Annotated in this window: 18 protein-coding genes, 2 tRNA genes and 1 rRNA gene; 7 read left to right on the plus strand and 14 right to left on the minus strand. The window is 55.9% G+C overall.

All coding sequences use genetic code 11. The features are described 5' to 3' along the window. Nucleotides 1–324: 324 nt before the first annotated feature. A complete protein-coding gene (gene trxA, locus FU672_RS21670) occupies nucleotides 325–654 on the minus strand; it encodes a thioredoxin TrxA (RefSeq protein ID WP_006179218.1) in 330 nt (109 codons plus the stop codon). 144 nt (nucleotides 655–798) lie between these two features. On the opposite strand from trxA, the gene rhlB reads away from it, so the two are divergent. Both rhlB and gppA read left to right on the plus strand, forming a co-directional pair. Beyond that, the gene (gene rhlB / locus FU672_RS21675; protein WP_023309646.1) at nucleotides 799–2,067 is read left to right on the plus strand and encodes an ATP-dependent RNA helicase RhlB; all 1,269 of its coding nucleotides are present in this window, start codon (nucleotides 799–801) and stop codon (nucleotides 2,065–2,067) included. Nucleotides 2,068–2,073: 6 nt separating this feature from the next. Then, nucleotides 2,074–3,558, plus strand: coding sequence for a guanosine-5'-triphosphate,3'-diphosphate diphosphatase (gene gppA, locus FU672_RS21680; protein ID WP_148244772.1), 1,485 nt, complete (start codon nucleotides 2,074–2,076; stop codon nucleotides 3,556–3,558). Between the two features lie 51 nt (nucleotides 3,559–3,609). On the opposite strand, the gene rep is transcribed toward gppA, so the two are convergent. Further along, nucleotides 3,610–5,634: a DNA helicase Rep gene (rep, locus tag FU672_RS21685; protein WP_032646096.1), complete on the minus strand. Its 2,025-nt coding sequence runs from the start codon at nucleotides 5,632–5,634 to the stop codon at nucleotides 3,610–3,612. Between the two features lie 112 nt (nucleotides 5,635–5,746). On the opposite strand from rep, the gene ppiC (FU672_RS21690) reads away from it, so the two are divergent. After that, nucleotides 5,747–6,028: a peptidylprolyl isomerase PpiC gene (ppiC, locus tag FU672_RS21690; protein WP_004886860.1), complete on the plus strand. Its 282-nt coding sequence runs from the start codon at nucleotides 5,747–5,749 to the stop codon at nucleotides 6,026–6,028. 50 nt (nucleotides 6,029–6,078) lie between these two features. Next, nucleotides 6,079–6,360: a peptidylprolyl isomerase PpiC gene (gene ppiC, locus FU672_RS21695; protein WP_023309650.1), complete on the plus strand. Its 282-nt coding sequence runs from the start codon at nucleotides 6,079–6,081 to the stop codon at nucleotides 6,358–6,360. 95 nt (nucleotides 6,361–6,455) lie between these two features. On the opposite strand, the gene ilvC is transcribed toward ppiC (FU672_RS21695), so the two are convergent. Next, nucleotides 6,456–7,931, minus strand: a complete 1,476-nt coding sequence (ilvC, locus tag FU672_RS21700; RefSeq protein WP_148244773.1) for a ketol-acid reductoisomerase — start codon at nucleotides 7,929–7,931, stop codon at nucleotides 6,456–6,458. A gap of 152 nt (nucleotides 7,932–8,083) precedes the next feature. Here ilvC and ilvY point away from each other — a divergent pair, with 152 nt between their 5' ends. Further along, nucleotides 8,084–8,974, plus strand: coding sequence for an HTH-type transcriptional activator IlvY (gene ilvY, locus FU672_RS21705; protein WP_109846500.1), 891 nt, complete (start codon nucleotides 8,084–8,086; stop codon nucleotides 8,972–8,974). Here ilvY and ilvA read toward each other — a convergent pair. The 7 genes from ilvA to ilvL all read right to left on the minus strand — a co-directional run bounded on the left by ilvA (nucleotide 8,971) and on the right by ilvL (nucleotide 15,521). After that, the gene (ilvA, locus tag FU672_RS21710; protein ID WP_096947239.1) at nucleotides 8,971–10,515 is read right to left on the minus strand and encodes a threonine ammonia-lyase, biosynthetic; all 1,545 of its coding nucleotides are present in this window, start codon (nucleotides 10,513–10,515) and stop codon (nucleotides 8,971–8,973) included. The two genes, ilvY and ilvA, sit on opposite strands and share 4 nt — an antisense overlap. 2 nt (nucleotides 10,516–10,517) lie before the next feature. Then, nucleotides 10,518–12,368 (minus strand): dihydroxy-acid dehydratase, encoded by a 1,851-nt coding sequence (gene ilvD / locus FU672_RS21715; protein WP_033146918.1) that lies wholly within the window; start codon nucleotides 12,366–12,368, stop codon nucleotides 10,518–10,520. Between the two features lie 60 nt (nucleotides 12,369–12,428). Further along, on the minus strand, nucleotides 12,429–13,358 hold the full coding sequence (gene ilvE / locus FU672_RS21720; RefSeq protein WP_023309654.1) for a branched-chain-amino-acid transaminase: 930 nt from the start codon (nucleotides 13,356–13,358) through the stop codon (nucleotides 12,429–12,431). A gap of 18 nt (nucleotides 13,359–13,376) precedes the next feature. Further along, nucleotides 13,377–13,640 carry an acetolactate synthase 2 small subunit gene (gene ilvM, locus FU672_RS21725; protein WP_024907956.1) on the minus strand — a complete coding sequence of 88 codons (264 nt, stop codon included), beginning with the start codon at nucleotides 13,638–13,640 and terminating at the stop codon, nucleotides 13,377–13,379. After that, nucleotides 13,637–15,283, minus strand: a complete 1,647-nt coding sequence (ilvG, locus tag FU672_RS21730) for an acetolactate synthase 2 catalytic subunit (protein WP_148244774.1) — start codon at nucleotides 15,281–15,283, stop codon at nucleotides 13,637–13,639. Before ilvG ends, ilvM begins: the two co-directional genes overlap by 4 nt. A 2-nt stretch (nucleotides 15,284–15,285) precedes the next feature. After that, nucleotides 15,286–15,336: a peptide IlvX gene (gene ilvX, locus FU672_RS25010; protein ID WP_166792073.1), complete on the minus strand. Its 51-nt coding sequence runs from the start codon at nucleotides 15,334–15,336 to the stop codon at nucleotides 15,286–15,288. An 86-nt stretch (nucleotides 15,337–15,422) separates the two neighbouring features. Further along, the gene (gene ilvL, locus FU672_RS21735; protein ID WP_001311244.1) at nucleotides 15,423–15,521 is read right to left on the minus strand and encodes an ilv operon leader peptide; all 99 of its coding nucleotides are present in this window, start codon (nucleotides 15,519–15,521) and stop codon (nucleotides 15,423–15,425) included. Nucleotides 15,522–15,862: 341 nt separating this feature from the next. Between ilvL and FU672_RS21740 the strand changes: the two genes are divergently transcribed. After that, a complete protein-coding gene (locus FU672_RS21740; RefSeq protein WP_148244775.1) occupies nucleotides 15,863–17,383 on the plus strand; it encodes a YifB family Mg chelatase-like AAA ATPase in 1,521 nt (506 codons plus the stop codon). A gap of 29 nt (nucleotides 17,384–17,412) precedes the next feature. On the opposite strand, the gene FU672_RS21745 is transcribed toward FU672_RS21740, so the two are convergent. Continuing rightward, nucleotides 17,413–17,751: a MaoP family protein gene (locus FU672_RS21745; RefSeq protein ID WP_023309658.1), complete on the minus strand. Its 339-nt coding sequence runs from the start codon at nucleotides 17,749–17,751 to the stop codon at nucleotides 17,413–17,415. A 118-nt stretch (nucleotides 17,752–17,869) separates the two neighbouring features. Between FU672_RS21745 and hdfR the strand changes: the two genes are divergently transcribed. Further along, nucleotides 17,870–18,691: an HTH-type transcriptional regulator HdfR gene (hdfR, locus tag FU672_RS21750; RefSeq protein WP_029739573.1), complete on the plus strand. Its 822-nt coding sequence runs from the start codon at nucleotides 17,870–17,872 to the stop codon at nucleotides 18,689–18,691. A gap of 98 nt (nucleotides 18,692–18,789) precedes the next feature. Here hdfR and FU672_RS21755 read toward each other — a convergent pair. From FU672_RS21755 to rrf, 3 genes are all read right to left on the minus strand, one after another. After that, nucleotides 18,790–18,865: transfer RNA gene (locus FU672_RS21755), tRNA-Trp, on the minus strand. Between the two features lie 53 nt (nucleotides 18,866–18,918). Next, a tRNA-Asp gene (locus tag FU672_RS21760) sits at nucleotides 18,919–18,995 on the minus strand. Between the two features lie 55 nt (nucleotides 18,996–19,050). Beyond that, nucleotides 19,051–19,166: ribosomal RNA gene (rrf, locus tag FU672_RS21765) — 5S ribosomal RNA — on the minus strand. Between the last annotated feature and the right edge of the window lie 116 nt (nucleotides 19,167–19,282).

Below are 19,282 nucleotides of genomic sequence, written 5' to 3' on the forward strand. Positions count from 1 at the left end.
CGGGGTGATTCTCGAACTTAATGTTGTGAATGGTATGGCAGGGTCATCCATGCCTGTTTAGCGGCCATCAACTCATGTCTGTTCGCTGTCTGGTCACAGGGAAAGAACGCAGAACTGAAACGACAAGACGGATTGAGTGACAAGCCCGGAATTTAGCCACTTCACGCACTGTTCATGTCAACAACGGGAAGTATCGGGTAAAACAAGATTCAAACAACAAGATATGTTTAAAACGAAGTCATAGCTAACTTAGCACGACTTCAGCCGGGCGTCCAGAGTTCCACATCATTTAGCCGGGAGCTCTGAACGCACAGCGGAGAAACCTTACGCCAGGTTAGCGTCCAGGAACTCTTTCAGTTGACCTTTGGACAGCGCGCCCACTTTGGTCGCCGCCACTTCGCCGTTTTTAAACAGCAGCAGGGTCGGAATGCCACGGATACCGTATTTTGGTGCGGTGCCCGGGTTCTGGTCGATGTTCAGCTTGGCAACGGTCAGTTTGCCCTGATATTCGTCGGCGATCTCATCCAGAATCGGGGCGATCATTTTGCAAGGACCACACCATTCAGCCCAGAAATCGACGAGGATCAGCCCGTCAGCCTTAAGTACGTCCGTGTCAAAACTGTCGTCAGTCAGGTGAATAATTTTATCGCTCATATATAACTCCACAGGAATAAGCCTGGTACGTTGGTTTTGTCTCCACCAACGACGTGTTGATGTCGCATTAACCAACTAAAGGTTGACTTTATTTCACCGGATACGCTTTCGTAAAGCAATAGTAAGCTGATATTCTACCACACTATGAGCAAAACACATTTAACTGAACAGAAGTTTTCCGACTTCGCGCTGCACCCGAAGGTGATTGAAGCCCTTGAAAATAAAGGGTTTCATAACTGCACGCCCATTCAGGCCCTCGCGCTGCCGCTGACGCTGGCCGGTCGCGATGTTGCCGGGCAGGCGCAAACCGGTACCGGCAAAACGATGGCGTTTTTAACGTCAACGTTTCATTATTTACTTTCTCACCCAGCGATTGCAGACCGCAAAGTTAACCAGCCGCGCGCGCTAATTATGGCTCCGACGCGAGAACTGGCGGTACAGATCCACGCAGACGCTGAACCCCTGGCGCAGTCTACCGGCCTGAAGCTGGGCCTGGCCTATGGCGGCGACGGCTACGATAAACAGCTGAAAGTGCTGGAAAGCGGTGTGGATATCCTGATCGGTACCACCGGCCGTCTTATCGATTACGCCAAACAGAACCACATTAACCTCGGCGCAATCCAGGTTGTGGTACTCGATGAAGCTGACCGCATGTACGATCTGGGCTTCATTAAAGACATTCGCTGGCTGTTCCGCCGTATGCCTCCGGCCAATCAGCGTCTGAATATGCTGTTCTCTGCAACCCTTTCCTACCGCGTTCGCGAGCTGGCGTTCGAACAGATGAACAACGCCGAATATGTAGAAGTGGAACCTGAGCAGAAAACGGGTCACCGCATTAAAGAAGAGCTCTTCTATCCTTCCAATGAAGAGAAAATGCGTCTGCTGCAAACGCTGATCGAAGAAGAGTGGCCAGATCGCGCCATTATCTTCGCGAACACCAAACACCGTTGTGAAGACATCTGGGGCCATCTGGCTGCAGACGGTCACCGTGTTGGCCTGCTGACCGGCGACGTGGCGCAGAAAAAACGCCTGCGTATTCTCGAAGAGTTTACCCGTGGCGATCTTGATATTCTGGTCGCCACCGACGTTGCTGCTCGTGGTCTGCACATTCCAGCCGTAACGCACGTCTTTAACTATGACCTGCCAGACGACTGTGAAGACTACGTACACCGTATCGGTCGTACCGGTCGTGCGGGCGCAAGCGGTCACTCGATTAGCCTTGCGTGTGAAGAGTATGCGCTGAATCTTCCAGCCATTGAGACGTATATCGGTCACTCTATCCCGCAGAGCAAATACAATCCGGAAGCGCTGTTAAGCGAACTGCCGCCGCCTAAGCGTCTAACCCGCCCACGCTCCGGCAATGGTCCGCGTCGTTCAGGCGGCGCGCCGCGTAATCGTCGTCGTTCAGGTTAAGAAAATATGCTCAGCTCCACCTCGCTTTATGCAGCAATCGATCTCGGTTCGAATAGTTTTCATATGCTGGTTGTGCGCGAGGTGGCGGGAAGCATACAAACGCTGACGCGTATTAAGCGCAAGGTCCGCCTCGCGGCGGGCCTGAGCAGCGATAATCACCTCTCACCTGAAGCCATGGAACGTGGCTGGCAGTGTCTGCGACTCTTTGCCGAGCGTCTGCAGGATATCCCGCATGCCCAAATCACCGTGGTCGCCACTGCGACGCTCCGTCTGGCGGTTAACGCCGTGGATTTTATTGCCAGAGCGCAGGAAATTCTGGGTTGTCCGGTCCAGGTTATCAGCGGTGAAGAAGAAGCTCGCCTGATTTATCAGGGTGTTGCCCACACCACGGGGGGTGACGATCGCCGCCTGGTAGTGGATATCGGCGGTGCCAGTACCGAGCTTGTGACCGGCACCGGCGCGCAGGCAACGTCGCTGTTCAGCCTGTCGATGGGCTGTGTGACCTGGCTTGAGCGCTACTTTACCGATCGGAACCTGGGGAAAGAGAACTTCGACGAGGCAGAAAACGCCGCGCGCGAAGTGTTACGCCCGGTGATGGATGAACTGCGCTATCACGGCTGGAAAGTCTGCGTGGGTGCCTCGGGTACCGTGCAGGCTCTGCAGGAAATCATGATGGCGCAGGGCATGGACGAGCGGATTACGCTTGCCAAACTTCAGCAGCTTAAACAGCGCGCCATTCAGTGCGGACGCCTGGAAGAGCTGGAAATTGAAGGCCTGACGCTGGAACGCGCACTGGTCTTCCCGAGCGGGCTGGCCATTCTTATCGCCATTTTCACCGAGCTGAATATCCAGTGTATGACCCTGGCCGGTGGCGCGCTGCGCGAAGGTCTGGTCTACGGGATGTTGCATCTGTCGGTCGATCAGGATATCCGCAGCCGTACCCTGCGCAACGTGCAGCGTCGTTTTCTGGTTGATATCGATCAGGCAGGACGCGTATCGCAGCTGGCGTCACGCTTCGCCGATCGGGTCGCGAACGCATGGGATCTTGATCATCTGAGCCGCGATTTATTGCTGAGCGCCTGTGCGCTACATGAAGTGGGGCTGAGCATTGATTTTAAGCAGGCACCGGCTCATGCAGCGTATCTGGTGCGAAACCTTGATTTACCGGGCTATACACCCGCGCAGAAAAAATTGCTGGCAACGCTGCTGCTGAACCAGACCAATGCCGTTGACCTCTCCTCTTTGCATCAGCAAAACGCCGTACCGCCGCGCGTGGCCGAGCATCTGTGCCGCCTGCTGCGCCTGGCGATTCTGTTTGCCAGCCGCCGCCGCGATGATTTGCTGCCTGCCATTAACCTGGTGGCCGATGACGAGAAGCTTTCGCTGACGCTGCCGGAAAACTGGATTGATCGTCACCCGTTAGGGGCAGAGATGATCGAGCAGGAGTGCCAGTGGCAGAGCTATGTGCACTGGGTGCTGGAAGTAAAGTAATAGGCTGAACATTGCCGGGTGGCGGCTTCGCCTTACCCGGCCTACTCATCATTATCCTTTCTCTTTGGCTTTTGCCAGCATAGCGCGAATGTTTGCCACGTTAGCCTGCCCCTTGTGCATCCGCTCTTCTGCAGTAATCACTTTGCGCTCCTGTTCCCAAATCACGTCATCCTGCGGCAGTTCCAGCAGGAAACGACTCGGCTCCGGGCGTACCAGTTCACCATACTGGCGGCGCTCTTTACACAGCGTGAACGTCAGTTCTTTCTGCGCACGGGTGATCCCCACGTAGGCCAGGCGGCGCTCCTCGTCGACGTTGTCTTCATCAATGCTGCTCTGGTGCGGCAACAATCCCTCTTCCATGCCGACCAGATACACATACGGGAACTCCAGACCTTTTGACGCATGCAGCGTCATCAGCTGAACCTGATCGGCTTCTTCTTCGCTCTCGCCGCGCTCCATCATGTCGCGCAGGGTAAAGCGGGTGACCACCTGCGTCAGGGTCATTGGCTCATCGATTTCAGAGCCTTCCAGCATTTCGGTCATCCAGCTGAAGAGCTGGTTTACGTTTTTCATGCGCATCTCAGCCGCTTTCGGGCTGGCTGAGGTTTCATACAGCCAGGACTCATAGTCGATGCCGTGGATGAGATCGCGCACTGCCGCCACCGGCTCGCGCTCCGCGAGACGCTGTACTTCGCCGAGCCAGTGGGTGAAGCGGGTTAACGAGTCATAGCCGCGTCCGGTTAACGTCTGGCTCAGCCCCATGTCGAAGCTGGCGGTAAACATACTTTTGTTGCGGGTCATCGCCCACTCGCCGAGCTTTTGCAGCGTTGCCGGGCCAATCTCGCGTTTTGGCGTATTCACGATGCGCAGAAACGCGCTGTCATCATCCGGGTTAGTGAGCACGCGCAGATAGGCCAGCAGATCTTTGATTTCTGGTCGTGAGAAGAACGACGTGCCGCCCGAGATTTTGTACGGAATGCGGTTCTGCATCAGCATCTTTTCAAAGACGCGCGACTGGTGATTGCCGCGATAGAGGATCGCGTAATCCTTATATTCGGTTTTGTTGACGAAGTGGTGCGCGATGAGTTCGCCCGTCACGCGCTCCGCTTCATGATCCTCATTGTTGGCGCTGAGCACCTTCAGCTCCGTGCCGTAGCCCAGTTCGGAGAAGAGACGCTTCTCAAATACGTGCGGGTTATTGGCAATCAGGATGTTTGCGGCCTTCAGGATACGCCCGGAGGAGCGGTAGTTCTGCTCCAGCTTAATCACCTGCAGGGCGGGGAAATCTTTGCTCAGCAGCACCAGGTTTTGTGGACGTGCACCGCGCCAGGAGTAAATTGACTGGTCATCATCGCCTACCACGGTGAAACGCGCGCGCTGCCCCACCAGCAGCTTCACCAGCTCGTACTGGCTGGTGTTGGTGTCCTGATATTCATCCACCAGCAGGTAACGGATTTTATTCTGCCAGCGCTCGCGCACCTCTTCATTACGCTGCAGCAGCAGCGTGGGCAGCAGGATCAGGTCGTCAAAGTCCAGCACATTGCACGCTTTCATATGCGCATCGTACAGACCGTAGCAGTGGGCGAAGATCCGATCCCGTTCGCCTTTGGCGATCGCCGCAGCCTGGGCCGGCGTCATCAGATCGTTTTTCCAGTTCGAGATCGTCGAGATCAGCTGTTGCAACAGCACTTTGTCATCTTCGATCAGCCCCTCGGTGAGCTCTTTCAGCAGCGCCACCTGATCGGTGTCATCGAAGAGCGAGAAGTTGGACTTCATTCCCAGCGCCGCATACTCGCGTTTAATGATATCCAGCCCCAGCGTGTGGAAGGTGGAGATCATCAGCCCGCGCGCCTCTTTACGGCCCAGCGTCTGACCGACACGCTCTTTCATCTCGCGCGCCGCTTTATTGGTAAAGGTGACCGCCGCAATGTGTCGCGCCTGATACCCGCAGTTGTGGATCAGATGGGCGATTTTATTGGTGATCACGCGGGTTTTACCCGAACCGGCCCCTGCCAGCACCAGGCATGGTCCAGTTACGAATTCGACCGCTTGTTGTTGTCCAGGGTTTAAACGCATGGGAGTGTTGCTCAATCTTCGAACGGGGTGTGGATTGTAGCAGAAAGCCGGGCGCAGATTTACCGGCTAATGATAAAGTGGAGAAATCGCGTTTAACCCGTAGAGCAGAACCATGAAAAAGACCGCAGCAGCCCTGCATATTCTGGTAAAAGAAGAGAAACTGGCCCAGGAGATCCTGGCCAAACTGGAACGCGGCATCAGCTTTGATCATCTGGCGAAGCGTTATTCTAAATGCCCATCCGGGCGCAATGGCGGGGATCTCGGCGAGTTTCAACAAGGTGCGATGGTCGGCCCGTTCGATCAGGCGGTCTTTAGCTGCCCGCTTCTGAAGCCCTACGGCCCGGTAAAAACCAAATTTGGCTACCATATCATTAAGGTGCTTTATCGCCGCTGACGCGTGGTATATTGCGCCCCGATTTATTTCAACCTATTCAAGGCACGATCATGGCAAAAACAGCAGCAGCAGTGCACATCCTCGTTAAAGAAGAGAAACTGGCTTTAGATCTTCTGGAGCAGATTAAAAACGGTGCCGACTTCGGCAAGCTGGCGAAGAAGCACTCCATCTGCCCGTCAGGTAAACGCGGCGGCGATCTGGGTGAGTTCCGCCAGGGCCAGATGGTTCCGGCGTTCGATAAAGTGGTGTTCTCCTGCCCGGTGCTGGAGCCAACCGGCCCGCTGCATACCCAGTTCGGTTATCACATCATTAAGGTACTGTATCGGAAATAAACAGCAAGGCCTTCTCAAAGAGAAGGCCTTTAATGTTTGCCCCCTCTCCCTGTGGGAGAGGGTCGGGGTGAGGGCATCAGCCCGCACCTGCGGTGTTAACCCGCTACCGCAATACGCTTCATATCGGTCATGTAGCCGCGCAGTTTGTGACCCACTTTCTCGATCTGGTGGCTGCGAATCGCTTCGTTCACATCGCGCAGCTGCGCGTTATCCACGGCACCTTCCGCAATCGCTTTGCCCAGATCGCCCGTCTGCAGAGTGGTCATAAACTCTTTCAGCAGCGGTACGCAGGCGTAAGAGAACAGGTAGTTGCCGTATTCTGCGGTGTCAGAGATCACCACGTTCATTTCGTACAGACGCTTACGGGCGATGGTGTTCGCGATCAGCGGCAGCTCGTGCAGAGATTCGTAGTACGCAGATTCTTCGATGATGCCGGAATCCACCATGGTTTCGAACGCCAGCTCAACGCCGGCTTTCACCATCGCGATCATCAGTACGCCTTTATCGAAGTACTCCTGCTCGCCGATTTTACCTTCATACTGTGGCGCGGTTTCGAACGCGGTTTTACCGGTCTCTTCACGCCAGGTCAGCAGGTTTTTATCGTCGTTCGCCCAGTCCGCCATCATGCCGGAAGAGAATTCGCCGGAGATGATGTCGTCCATATGTTTCTGGAACAGCGGCGCCATAATGGTTTTCAGCTGTTCAGACAGCGCGTAAGCACGCAGTTTTGCCGGGTTGGAGAGACGGTCCATCATCAGCGTAATACCGCCCTGCTTCAGCGCTTCGGTGATGGTTTCCCAGCCGAACTGAATCAGTTTTTCCGCGTAGGCCGGGTCAGTACCTTCTTCCACCAGCTTGTCGAAGCACAGCAGAGAACCGGCCTGCAGCATACCGCACAGAATGGTCTGCTCACCCATCAGGTCAGATTTCACTTCCGCAACGAAGGAAGATTCCAGAACGCCCGCACGGTGGCCGCCGGTGGCCGCTGCCCATGCTTTGGCAATCGCCATGCCTTCGCCTTTCGGATCGTTTTCCGGGTGAACCGCGATCAGGGTCGGTACGCCGAAACCACGTTTGTACTCTTCGCGTACTTCCGTACCCGGGCACTTCGGCGCCACCATCACCACGGTGATGTCTTTACGGATCTGCTCGCCCACTTCAACGATGTTAAAGCCGTGGGAGTAACCCAGCGCGGCGCCGTCTTTCATCAGCGGCTGCACGGAACGCACTACGTCAGAGTGCTGCTTGTCCGGGGTCAGGTTAACCACCAGATCCGCCTGCGGGATCAGATCTTCGTAGGTACCCACTTTGAAGCCGTTTTCGGTCGCTTTGCGCCAGGAAGCACGCTTCTCAGCAATCGCTTCTTTGCGCAGGGCGTAGGAGATATCCAGACCGGAGTCACGCATGTTCAGGCCCTGGTTCAGACCCTGTGCGCCACAGCCGACGATGACCACTTTTTTACCCTGAAGGTAGCTCGCGCCATCGGCAAATTCATCGCGCGCCATGAAGCGGCATTTGCCCAGCTGCGCCAGCTGCTGGCGCAAGTTCAGTGTATTAAAGTAGTTAGCCATGGGTGATACCTCGTGATGTTGTGTGTCTTATTGTTCGGTTCGCGTTTCAGCGAGAATGTACCCACATTACAACAGGAAATTTATTGCGGAAATTGATATATTCACAACGTCACATTGCAATTTTTGCAATGTAAAAAGAGGGAGTGGAATCGGTGGATTTACGCGATCTGAAAATGTTCCTGCACCTGGCGGAAAGCCGTCATTTTGGCCGCAGCGCCCGGGCGATGCACGTTAGCCCCTCCACGCTTTCACGCCAGATCCAGCGCCTTGAGGAAGACCTCGGCCAGCCGCTGTTCGTGCGCGACAACCGCACCGTCACCCTCACGGAAGCGGGTGAAGAACTGCGCATTTTTGCCCAGCAGACGCTGTTGCAGTACCAGCAGCTGCGGCACTCGATTGACCAGCAGGGGCCGTCACTTTCCGGCGAACTGCATATTTTCTGCTCCGTGACCGCCGCCTATAGCCATCTGCCGCCGATTCTCGACCGCTTCCGCGCGGCGCATCCGTCGGTTGAAATTAAGCTCACGACCGGCGATGCCTCCGACGCAATGGAAAAAGTGGTGACGGGCGAAGCGGATCTCGCCATTGCCGGGAAACCCGAAACCCTGCCGGGCGCGGTGGCATTCTCAATGCTGGAGAATCTGGCGGTAGTGCTGATTGCCCCGGCGCTGCCCTGCCCGGTGCGTAACCAGGTGTCGGTGGAAAAACCGGACTGGTCCACGGTGCCGTTTATCATGGCCGATCAGGGGCCGGTGCGCCGCCGCATTGAGCTGTGGTTCCGCCGTCAGAAAATCAGCAATCCGTCGATTTACGCCACGGTCAGCGGCCATGAGGCGATGGTGTCGATGGTAGCGCTGGGCTGCGGCGTGGCGCTGCTGCCGGAAGTGGTGCTGGAAAATAGCCCGGAACCGGTGCGCAATCGCGTGATGATTTTAGAACGCAGCGACGAGAAAACGCCGTTCGAGCTTGGCGTGTGTGCACAAAAAAAGCGGCTGCATGAGCCGCTTATTGATGCGTTCTGGAAGATATTGCCGAACCATTAGCCCGCGAGGAAGAACCTGAACGCCGGGTTGTGGGTTTCATCGTGACACTCGTAGCCCAGCTCGTTCAGACGCGTTTCGAAATCTGGCTCGTGCTCGCCCAGTTCGAACGCCGCCAGCACGCGACCGTAGTCGGTGCCGTGGCTACGGTAGTGGAACAGAGAGATATTCCAGTGCGTGCCCAGCGTGTGCAGGAACTTGAGCAACGCGCCCGGCGATTCCGGGAACTCGAAGCTGAACAGACGTTCCCTGAGCGGCTTCGATGGACGGCCGCCGACCATGTAGCGCACGTGCAGCTTCGCCATTTCGTCGTCAGAGAGATCGACCACGCTGTAGCCGCCGTCATGCAGCAGGCTCAGGATCTCTTTACGCTCCTCCACGCCGCGGCTCAGACGCACGCCGACAAAAATACAGGCATCTTTGGCATCGGCAAAACGGTAGTTAAACTCCGTCACCGAACGACCGCCCAGCAGCTGGCAGAACTTCAGGAAGCTGCCCTTCTCTTCCGGAATCGTCACCGCCAGCAGCGCTTCCCGCTGTTCCCCCAGCTCGCAGCGCTCGGAAACGTAGCGCAGACCGTGGAAGTTCACGTTGGCACCCGACAGCACATGCGCCAGACGCTCGCCGCGAATGTTGTGCTGCGCGATGTATTTTTTCATCCCCGCCAGCGCCAGCGCGCCTGACGGTTCCGCCACCGCACGCACATCCTCGAACAGATCTTTCATCGCCGCGCAGATAGCATCGCTATCAACCGTGACGATATCGTCGAGATATTCCTGGCACAGGCGGAAGGTTTCATCCCCAATGCGCTTCACCGCCACGCCCTCGGCAAACAGCCCGACGCGCGGCAGGTCCACCGGGTGCCCGGCGTCCAGCGCCGCTTTCAGGCAGGCAGAGTCTTCTGCTTCAACGGCGATGACTTTGATCTGCGGCATCAGCTGTTTGATCAGCACAGCCACGCCCGCCGCTAACCCGCCGCCGCCCACCGGGACGAAGACGCGGTCGAGATGGGCATCCTGCTGGAGTAGCTCCAGCGCCAGCGTGCCCTGCCCGGCAATCACCATCGGGTGGTCGAACGGCGGCACCCAGGTGAAACCTTGCTGCTGCGCCAGCTCAATCGCTTTGGCTTTTGCTTCGTCAAAGTTGGCGCCGTGGAGCAGTACTTCGCCGCCGAAACCGCGTACCGCGTCGACTTTGATATCTGCGGTTGCAACCGGCATCACGATCAGCGCTTTCAGCCCCAGACGGGCAGACGAGAACGCAACGCCCTGGGCGTGGTTGCCCGCAGACGCAGTAATGACACCGCGCGCTTTTTGCTCATCGGTCAGCCCGGCCATCATCGCGTAGGCGCCGCGCAGCTTAAAGCTGTGCACCGGCTGACGGTCTTCGCGCTTGACCAGAATGACGTTGTCGAGGCGCGAAGAGAGTTTTTCCATTTTCTGCAGGGGCGTGACCTGCACGGCTTCATAGACCGGCGCGCGCAGCACCGCTCTCAGGTATTCCGCCCCCTCAGGGGCGGCGGATAAGGGTTGTGACTCGGCCATCATTAGCCCCCCAGTTTAGATTTATCGCGCACCGCGCCTTTATCTGCACTGGTGGCAAGGCTCGCGTAGGCGCGCAGGGCGAAGGAGACTTCACGCTGGCGGTCTTTCGGTGTCCAGGCTTTGTCACCACGCGCCTCTTGCGCCTCACGACGGGCTGCAATTTCCTGGTCGCTCAACTTCAGCTGAATGCCGCGATTCGGAATGTCGATTTCAATCAGATCGCCGTCTTCGATGATGGCGATGTTGCCGCCGCTTGCCGCTTCCGGGGAAACGTGGCCGATAGAGAGGCCGGAGGTGCCGCCGGAGAAACGCCCGTCGGTGATCAGCGCACACGCCTTACCGAGTCCCATGGATTTCAGGAAGGTGGTTGGGTAGAGCATCTCCTGCATGCCGGGACCGCCTTTCGGCCCTTCGTAGCGAATGACAACCACGTCGCCTTCCACCACTTTGCCGCCGAGAATCGCGTCTACCGCTTCATCCTGGCTTTCGTACACTTTCGCCGGACCGGTGAATTTCAGGATGCTGTCGTCCACGCCTGCAGTTTTCACGATGCAGCCGTTTTCCGCAAAGTTACCGTACAGCACGGCCAGACCGCCGTCTTTGCTGTAGGCGTGTTCCAGCGAGCGGATGCAGCCTTCGGCGCGGTCATCGTCCAGGGTATCCCAGCGACAGTCCTGCGAGAACGCCTGGGTGGTACGAATACCCGCTGGACCCGCACGGAACATCTTTTTCACCGCGTCGTCTTTGGTCAGCATCACGTCGTACTGGTCCAGCGACTCAGGCAGCGTCAGGCCAAGCACGTTTTTCACGTCACGGTTCAGCAGCCCGGCGCGATCCAGCTCGCCCAGAATGCCCAGCACGCCGCCCGCGCGGTGTACGTCTTCCATATGATATTTCTGGGTACTCGGCGCGACCTTACACAGCTGCGGGACTTTGCGGGACAGCTTGTCGATGTCACTCATGGTGAAGTCGATTTCGGCTTCCTGTGCGGCAGCCAGCAGGTGCAGAACGGTGTTGGTGGAGCCGCCCATGGCGATATCCAGCGTCATGGCGTTCTCAAACGCGGCTTTACTGGCGATGTTGCGCGGCAGCGCGCTGGCATCGTCCTGCTCGTAGTAGCGTTTGGTCAGCTCAACGATGCGCTTACCGGCGTTAAGGAACAGCTGCTTACGGTCGGCGTGGGTCGCCAGCAGCGAGCCGTTGCCCGGCTGAGAAAGACCCAGCGCTTCGGTCAGGCAGTTCATGGAGTTCGCCGTGAACATACCGGAACAGGAGCCGCAGGTCGGACACGCGGAGCGTTCCACCTGGTCACTCTGCTCGTCAGAGACTTTCGGGTCCGCGCCCTGGATCATCGCATCGACCAGGTCGAGCTTGATGATTTTGTCGGAGAGCTTGGTTTTCCCCGCTTCCATTGGACCACCGGAGACGAAGATCACCGGAATATTTAGACGCAGGGAGGCCATCAGCATCCCCGGGGTGATTTTATCGCAGTTGGAGATGCAGACCATCGCATCAGCACAGTGGGCGTTAACCATATACTCCACCGAATCGGCGATCAGCTCGCGCGACGGCAGTGAATAGAGCATGCCCCCGTGACCCATCGCGATACCGTCATCCACCGCAATGGTGTTGAACTCTTTCGCCACGCCGCCGGAGGCTTCGATTTGCTCGGCAACCAGCTTACCGAGATCGCGCAGGTGCACGTGGCCCGGTACGAACTGGGTGAAGGAGTTCACCACGGCGATAATCGGCTTGCCGAAATCGGCGTCGGTCATCCCGGTGGCGCGCCACAGTGCGCGGGCACCCGCCATATTACGGCCGTGGGTGGTGGTGGCTGAACGATACTTAGGCATGCTTTATTTACTCCCGTCTGACTATTTAATGGGACGGTGCGTGCCGTCCCAAATTTATGCTTAGTGATTAACCTGATCCAACCAGCCGTATTTATCTTCTGTTTCGCCGGTGAAGAGGCCAAAGAACGCTTGCTGAATGCGTTTGGTGACCGGGCCACAGCGGCCTTCGCCCACCTGGATACCGTCTACGCTGCGAACCGGCGTGATTTCAGCCGCAGTACCGGACATGAACACTTCGTCGGCCAGATACAGGGATTCGCGGGAAAGAACCTGCTCGCGGACTTCGATACCCAGATCTTTCGCCAGCTTGATGATGGCGTCACGGGTGATGCCCGGCAGCGCGGACGAGGTGAATGGCGGCGTGAACAGAATGCCGTCTTTCACTTCAAACAGGTTTTCGCCCGCACCTTCTGAGATGTAGCCATTTACATCGAGGGCGATACCTTCCTGATAGCCGTGACGGCGCGCTTCGCTACCGACCAGCAGTGAGGAGAGGTAGTTACCGCCTGCTTTAGCGGCGGTCGGGATGGTGTTTGGCGCAACGCGGTTCCAGGAAGAGACCATTGCGTCGATCCCCTGCTCCAGGGCTTCTGCACCCAGGTAGGCACCCCATGGGAACGCAGCAATGATCACATCAGTGGTATAGCCGGCTGGCGGGTTCACGCCCATACCGACATCGCCCACGAACACCAGCGGACGGATATAGGCACTGGTCAGGTTGTTCTTGCGGATCACGTCACGGCAGGCTTCCATCAGCTCGTCGACGCTCTGGGAAACCGGGAAACGATAAATTTTGGCTGAGTCATGCAGACGCTGCATGTGTTCGCGATGGCGGAACACCACTGGCCCTTTGTGAGAATCGTAGCAGCGGATGCCTTCAAATACGGAGGTACCGTAGTGCAGCGCGTGGGACATCACGTGGACCTTCGCGTCCTCCCAGCGAACCATCTCACCGTTGAACCAAATGTAATCAGCTTTTTTTGTCGTCATTTTTTCGTCCTGTCACGCTTAAGCGCGGATTTGTTGTGATGTGGTTGTGCTCTGGCAGATGGCAACATGGGCAACGTCTACCAGCTTTGATAACTGACTAAACAGTAAGTCGACCGACCGAGGGCTGGCAACGGTTAATTCGATACTGATATTCCGGGCGTCAGTGGCCGTCTCCATATTCATAGAGCAAATCTGAAAACCACGATGACGCACCACACGCAAAACGCGTTCTAAGGTTTCCGGGTTGAAGCGAGCCTGTACGGCGACCTGATGCTGCATCATGATAATTTCTCCATCATTTGTGAGTTACTGGCACCTGGCGGTACCAGCGGCCAGACGTTCTCGAGTTCGTCGATTGAGACATGAAGCAGGTAAGGCCCATCGCTGTTCAGCATGGTGTCGAGCGCCGCTTCAACCTGATCTTTACGGGTGATGTGCTGACCAGGGATGCCAAAGGCGCTGGCCAGGGTGAGGAAATCGGGGTTATCGGTGAGAGTTGTTTCGCTGTAGCGCTCCTGGAAGAACAGCTGTTGCCACTGGCGAACCATCCCTAAACGCTGGTTGTCGAGCAATACGATCTTCAGCGGCAACTGCTTACGCTTAACGGTGCCGAGCTCCTGGACGTTCATCATGAAGGAGCCGTCACCGGAGATACAGATAACGGTATCGTTCGGGCGGGCAACCTGCGCGCCAACGGCTGCTGGCAGACCGAAGCCCATCGTCCCTAACCCGCTGGAGGTGATGAAGTTTTCCGGTCGGGTGTAGGTCATGTGCTGGGCTGACCACATCTGATGCTGGCCTACGTCGGTGGTGACAACGCTGTCAGCCGGTTTACGGTCAGACAACTGCTTCAACAGCAGCGGCGCGTAGATGGCCTCGCCGGGGTGGTCGTAACGCCAGGCGTGCTCGGCGCGCATGTCTGCGGTGTGCTGACGCCATGCGTTGATATCCAGCGGCTGCTGCAATGCCGGTAACAGCGCGTTGAGATCGCCCTGCAGCGCAACGTGCGCCTGACGCAGCTTGTTCATCTCCGCCGGGTCGATATCCATATGGATGACGTTGGCGTTAGGCGCAAAGGTATTCAGCTTGCCGGTGACGCGGTCGTCAAAACGGGCACCTACGGCGATGAGCAGATCGCACTCCTGCACCGCCAGGTTTGCCGCTTTGGTGCCGTGCATCCCCAGCATGCCCAGATAGTAGGGGTAGTCCGCGTCGACTGCGCCCAACCCTTTCAGCGTGCAGGTGGCTGGCATTTGCGTTACCGCGATAAATTCACGCAGCGCGGGAACGGCCTGCGCCATGCCCACACCACCGCCGACGTACAGCATCGGCTGTTTTGCCTGCGCCAGCATCTGGCGAGCCTCTTCAACTTCCGCATCCGGAAACGCATCGACATTTTCAACGGTGGAGAAGTGCGGCTCCAGATCGCCGAGTGCCACCTGGATATCTTTCGGGATATCCACCAGAACCGGACCAGGACGACCTGAGCTTGCCACTTCGAACGCTTCTGCCATTACGCGCGGCAGCTCTTCCAGGGACTGGACGAGGAAGCTGTGCTTGGTGCAGGCCAGCGATAAACCGAGGACGTCGACTTCCTGGAAAGCATCGGTACCGATAAACGGAGACGCCACCTGCCCGGTGATGGCGACAACGGGAACGGAATCCAGCAGCGCATCAGCCAGGCCGGTGATGAGGTTAGTTGCGCCCGGGCCTGAAGTCGCCATACACACGCCGGTTTTACCGGTCGCTCGGGCATAGCCAATGGCTGCCATCGCTGCGCCCTGCTCATGTCGGCACAAGAGATGTTCCACGCCGCCGTCATACAGTGCATCGTAAATCGGCATAATTGCGCCACCCGGATAACCGAATACGGTTTCGACTCCCTGCGCGCGCAACGCATGTACTACCCACTGTGCCCCATTCATAGTTAGTTCCCCGTCATAAATCGGGAGAAACAGAATTTTGTGCTAGTCGTCATTCTCTGCTCCTCATTTACGTTTTTTAGTCATAAAAAAACCCCCGGACCTTTCGGTGCGGGGGTCTTAGTTCGTTAAGGCTTGATTTCTAAGCCTTTCCTCGTCCAAGTGCAGCCCCGCACGGTGGGATAATAATCACCACCACGCTAATCACGACCAGGCTAATCACTCGTAGAAGGGCTGTCATTTTCAGTTCTTTTTGCATCTTGTTCGAAGGAATACCTAAAGAGTTATCACAGTTTTTAAATCAAACACAAGATTTATTTATGACGGATTTGGTTAGGCAGCGAATCATATTTCTTAAAACTGTTGTTTTATATACGGAAATTAGAAAATGAATAATTTTCATTTTTTTACTGCGGTTCTAACCGTCAAAACGGGGCTTTTTACATTCTGCGAGGAGGCTTCCAGGGTTATGCAAGGGTTTCAGTGTGCTCTTAAAATCTCTGAACAGGCTGCGTAAATTCGTAAAATGACGCTAAACAGACAAAACAGGCGCTGGCATAGTCACACCAGGAGGTAGTGCAAATGTCACTGTCAGTTGTTTATACGCGTGCGGCTCTCGGGGTAAAGGCACCGCTTATTTCCGTCGAGGTTCATTTGAGTAATGGGCTACCCGGACTCACGCTCGTCGGGTTACCTGAAACAACGGTTAAAGAGGCCAGGGATCGCGTTCGCAGCGCAATAATAAATAGCGGTTATACCTTCCCCGCGAAGAAGATCACCATCAACCTTGCCCCCGCCGATCTGCCTAAAGAGGGGGGACGATACGATTTACCTATCGCAATTGCCCTTCTCGCGGCTTCTGAGCAGCTTAATACGACACGGCTAGGCTCGTATGAGTTCGTTGGCGAACTCGCGCTCACAGGCGCGTTAAGAGGCGTTCCCGGTGCGATATCGGGAGCGCTGGAAGCCATACGTGCAGGGCGGCAAATTATTGTGGCCAATGAAAACGCATCAGAAGTGAGTCTTATCGCCGAGAAGGGGTGTCTCATCGCGGGGCATTTACAGGAAGTTTGTGCCTGGCTGGAAGGGCGACATGAACTGTCCGAGCCGGAGGAGTGTGATGATGTTATTGCGGATGCTCCAGAGGATCTCAGCGAGATCATGGGACAGGAGCAAGGAAAACGGGCGCTGGAGATTACGGCTGCAGGTGGACACAATCTTCTGTTAATTGGCCCACCGGGTACGGGTAAAACAATGCTGGCAAGCAGGTTGAGTGGTTTGCTTCCACCGCTCAATAATCATGAAGCGCTGGAAAGCGCCGCCATATATAGCCTTATCAGTTCTACGTCGTTGCAAAAACAGTGGCGCCGTCGTCCTTTTCGTTCCCCACATCATAGCGCTTCACTGACGGCAATGGTCGGCGGCGGGTCGATCCCCGGGCCGGGAGAGATCTCGCTGGCACACAATGGCATTCTGTTTCTTGATGAGCTGCCTGAGTTTGAGCGCCGCGTGCTGGATGCACTGAGGGAGCCCATTGAATCCGGTGAGATACATATCTCGCGCACGCGAGCCAAAATAAGCTATCCCGCGCAGTTTCAGCTGGTCGCGGCGATGAATCCCAGCCCGACGGGTCACTACCAGGGCAACCATAACCGCTGTACACCAGAGCAGACGTTGCGCTATCTGGGTAAGTTATCCGGCCCGTTCCTCGACCGTTTCGATTTATCTCTCGAAATCCCCCTTCCCCCGCCGGGCCTGCTCAGGCAGACGGGCATAACGGGTGAAAGCTCAGCGGCTGTACGCGAGCGGGTGATTACAGCCCAGACGCGGCAGTACGCTCGTCAGAACAGGCTGAATGCGCGGCTGGATAATGCCGGGATCCGGCAGTTTTGTTCTCTTAACATTGAGGATGCGGGATGGCTGGAGGAGACGTTGACGCGGTTCGGGCTGTCCATACGTGCGTGGCAGCGTTTGTTGAAAGTGGCCAGAACCATTGCTGACGTGGAGGGGTGCACTGACATTGAGAGGAAACATTTGCAGGAGGCGCTGAGCTACCGCGCTATCGATCGTTTGCTGCTGCATTTGCAGAAATTGCTGGCATAAAAAAGGGGCCGTAGCCCCTTCTCTTCATTTTAGTCATCAGACTCGGTGTAGTCTTCTGCACCTTCCATCTGCGGCTTGCCTCCAGACAGCGTATGGAAGCGCTTTGGACGCTTAATGCGCGCCATGTACTTGATCCATACACGTTCTGCTTCAGACTCCGGCTCACGCTCACCACGGCAAACAGAAACAAACTGTTTTTCGTCTTCGGTAGCAGGTTCACGCTTACCCAGATCCAGCTCGTTAAAGGCATAACCATGGCGCTCAAGCAGTTGAGCTTCTTTGATGGTGAAATCGCCGTGACGAGAGAACCCGCGCGGATAATGTTTATTGTCGAAAAAACGATTAGTCGTCGTAAAGCTTTCCGCCATCCTACACGCTCCTAATTCTTTGGCCGAGCTATTTATGGCGCGGAGTATTAGTTACGCTTGACAGAGTGTAAAACAAAACATTTAAATCATAACGACAAATAATTTTGCGGAGAAAGATGTGGATACGGAATTGCTTAAAACTTTCCTTGAAGTGAGCAGAACACGTCACTTTGGGCGAGCAGCTGAAGCCCTTTACCTGACGCAGTCGGCAGTCAGTTTTCGTATTCGACAGCTGGAAAATCAACTGGGTGTGAATCTTTTTACCCGCCATCGTAACAATATTCGCTTAACGCCTGCCGGTGAGAAACTGCTGCCGTACGCAGAAACGCTCATGAATACCTGGCAGGCAGCACGTAAAGAGGTAGCACATACCTCGAGGCATAATGAGTTCTCGATAGGGGCCAGCGCTTCTCTGTGGGAATGCATGCTAAGTCAGTGGCTTACCCGGCTATATCATTCACACGGGCACCTGCAATTTGAAGCCAGAATTGCACAACGGCAGTCGCTGGTTAAGCAACTTCATGAGCGCCAGCTTGATCTTCTGATCACAACTGAAGCCCCCAAAATGGACGAATTTAGCAGCCAGATTGTGGGTCAGTTTGGCCTGGCGCTTTATGCCTCTGAACCTTCGATGATGAAGGCAGACCTGACCTATTTGCGACTGGAATGGGGGCCAGATTTTCAGCAGCACGAGACGGGGTTGATTGCACCTGACGATGTTCCACAGTTAACGACCAGCTCCGCAGAGATCGCCTGTCAGCAGTTGTCCCTGCTGAAAGGTTGTACCTGGTTACCTGTTCGCTGGGCAGACACTAAAGCGGGGCTGCATACCGTGATGGATTCCACCACGCTTACCAGGCCGCTGTATGCGATTTGGCTGCAAAACAGTGATAAGCAATCGCAGATAAAAGATCTTCTAAAAATCAATGTAATGGATTGATACATCAGCCAGCAGGGATGCTGGCTGAAAATTAAGAAGAGAGTTTTCTGCAGTATTTCAGGCAAAAAAAATCCTTTGCCGAAGCAAAGGATTATATATGGCAGGGGCGGAGAGACTCGAACTCGCGACACCCGGTTTTGGAGACCGGTGCTCTACCAACTGAGCTACGCCCCTAAAGTTTTTTGCCATTAAGCCTGCCGATAAGGCAGGCTTAATGTCTTAATAAGTGGCGGAACGGACGGGACTCGAACCCGCGACCCCCTGCGTGACAGGCAGGTATTCTAACCGACTGAACTACCGCTCCACCGAAGACTGCTGTAACCACCGGATTTATGCACCGGCTTACTACTTAATTTGATGCCTGGCAGTTCCCTACTCTCACATGGGGAGACCCCACACTACCATCGGCGCTACGGCGTTTCACTTCTGAGTTCGGCATGGGGTCAGGTGGGACCACCGCGCTAAAGCCGCCAGGCAAATTCTGTTAATCTGTATCAGGCTGAAATTTGAATGCGTCGTCTCTTCGCCAAAACATCTTCGGCGTTGTAAGGTTAAGCCTCACGGTTCATTAGTATCGGTTAGCTCAACGCA

The organism is Enterobacter asburiae (assembly GCF_008080435.1).
Taxonomy (GTDB): domain Bacteria; phylum Pseudomonadota; class Gammaproteobacteria; order Enterobacterales; family Enterobacteriaceae; genus Enterobacter; species Enterobacter asburiae_C.

Coding starts and splice junctions, on each gene's coding strand:
- ilvC (WP_148244773.1), bottom strand. CDS start 7,931: ATGGCTAACTACTTTAATACACTGAACTTGCGCCAGCAGCTGGCGCAG.
- trxA (WP_006179218.1), bottom strand. CDS start 654: ATGAGCGATAAAATTATTCACCTGACTGACGACAGTTTTGACACGGAC.
- gppA (WP_148244772.1), top strand. CDS start 2,074: ATGCTCAGCTCCACCTCGCTTTATGCAGCAATCGATCTCGGTTCGAAT.
- FU672_RS21745 (WP_023309658.1), bottom strand. CDS start 17,751: ATGGCGGAAAGCTTTACGACGACTAATCGTTTTTTCGACAATAAACAT.
- rep (WP_032646096.1), bottom strand. CDS start 5,634: ATGCGTTTAAACCCTGGACAACAACAAGCGGTCGAATTCGTAACTGGA.
- ilvE (WP_023309654.1), bottom strand. CDS start 13,358: ATGACGACAAAAAAAGCTGATTACATTTGGTTCAACGGTGAGATGGTT.
- ilvD (WP_033146918.1), bottom strand. CDS start 12,368: ATGCCTAAGTATCGTTCAGCCACCACCACCCACGGCCGTAATATGGCG.
- ilvM (WP_024907956.1), bottom strand. CDS start 13,640: ATGATGCAGCATCAGGTCGCCGTACAGGCTCGCTTCAACCCGGAAACC.
- ilvL (WP_001311244.1), bottom strand. CDS start 15,521: ATGACAGCCCTTCTACGAGTGATTAGCCTGGTCGTGATTAGCGTGGTG.
- ppiC (WP_023309650.1), top strand. CDS start 6,079: ATGGCAAAAACAGCAGCAGCAGTGCACATCCTCGTTAAAGAAGAGAAA.
- FU672_RS21740 (WP_148244775.1), top strand. CDS start 15,863: ATGTCACTGTCAGTTGTTTATACGCGTGCGGCTCTCGGGGTAAAGGCA.
- ilvA (WP_096947239.1), bottom strand. CDS start 10,515: ATGGCCGAGTCACAACCCTTATCCGCCGCCCCTGAGGGGGCGGAATAC.
- ppiC (WP_004886860.1), top strand. CDS start 5,747: ATGAAAAAGACCGCAGCAGCCCTGCATATTCTGGTAAAAGAAGAGAAA.
- rhlB (WP_023309646.1), top strand. CDS start 799: ATGAGCAAAACACATTTAACTGAACAGAAGTTTTCCGACTTCGCGCTG.
- ilvG (WP_148244774.1), bottom strand. CDS start 15,283: ATGAATGGGGCACAGTGGGTAGTACATGCGTTGCGCGCGCAGGGAGTC.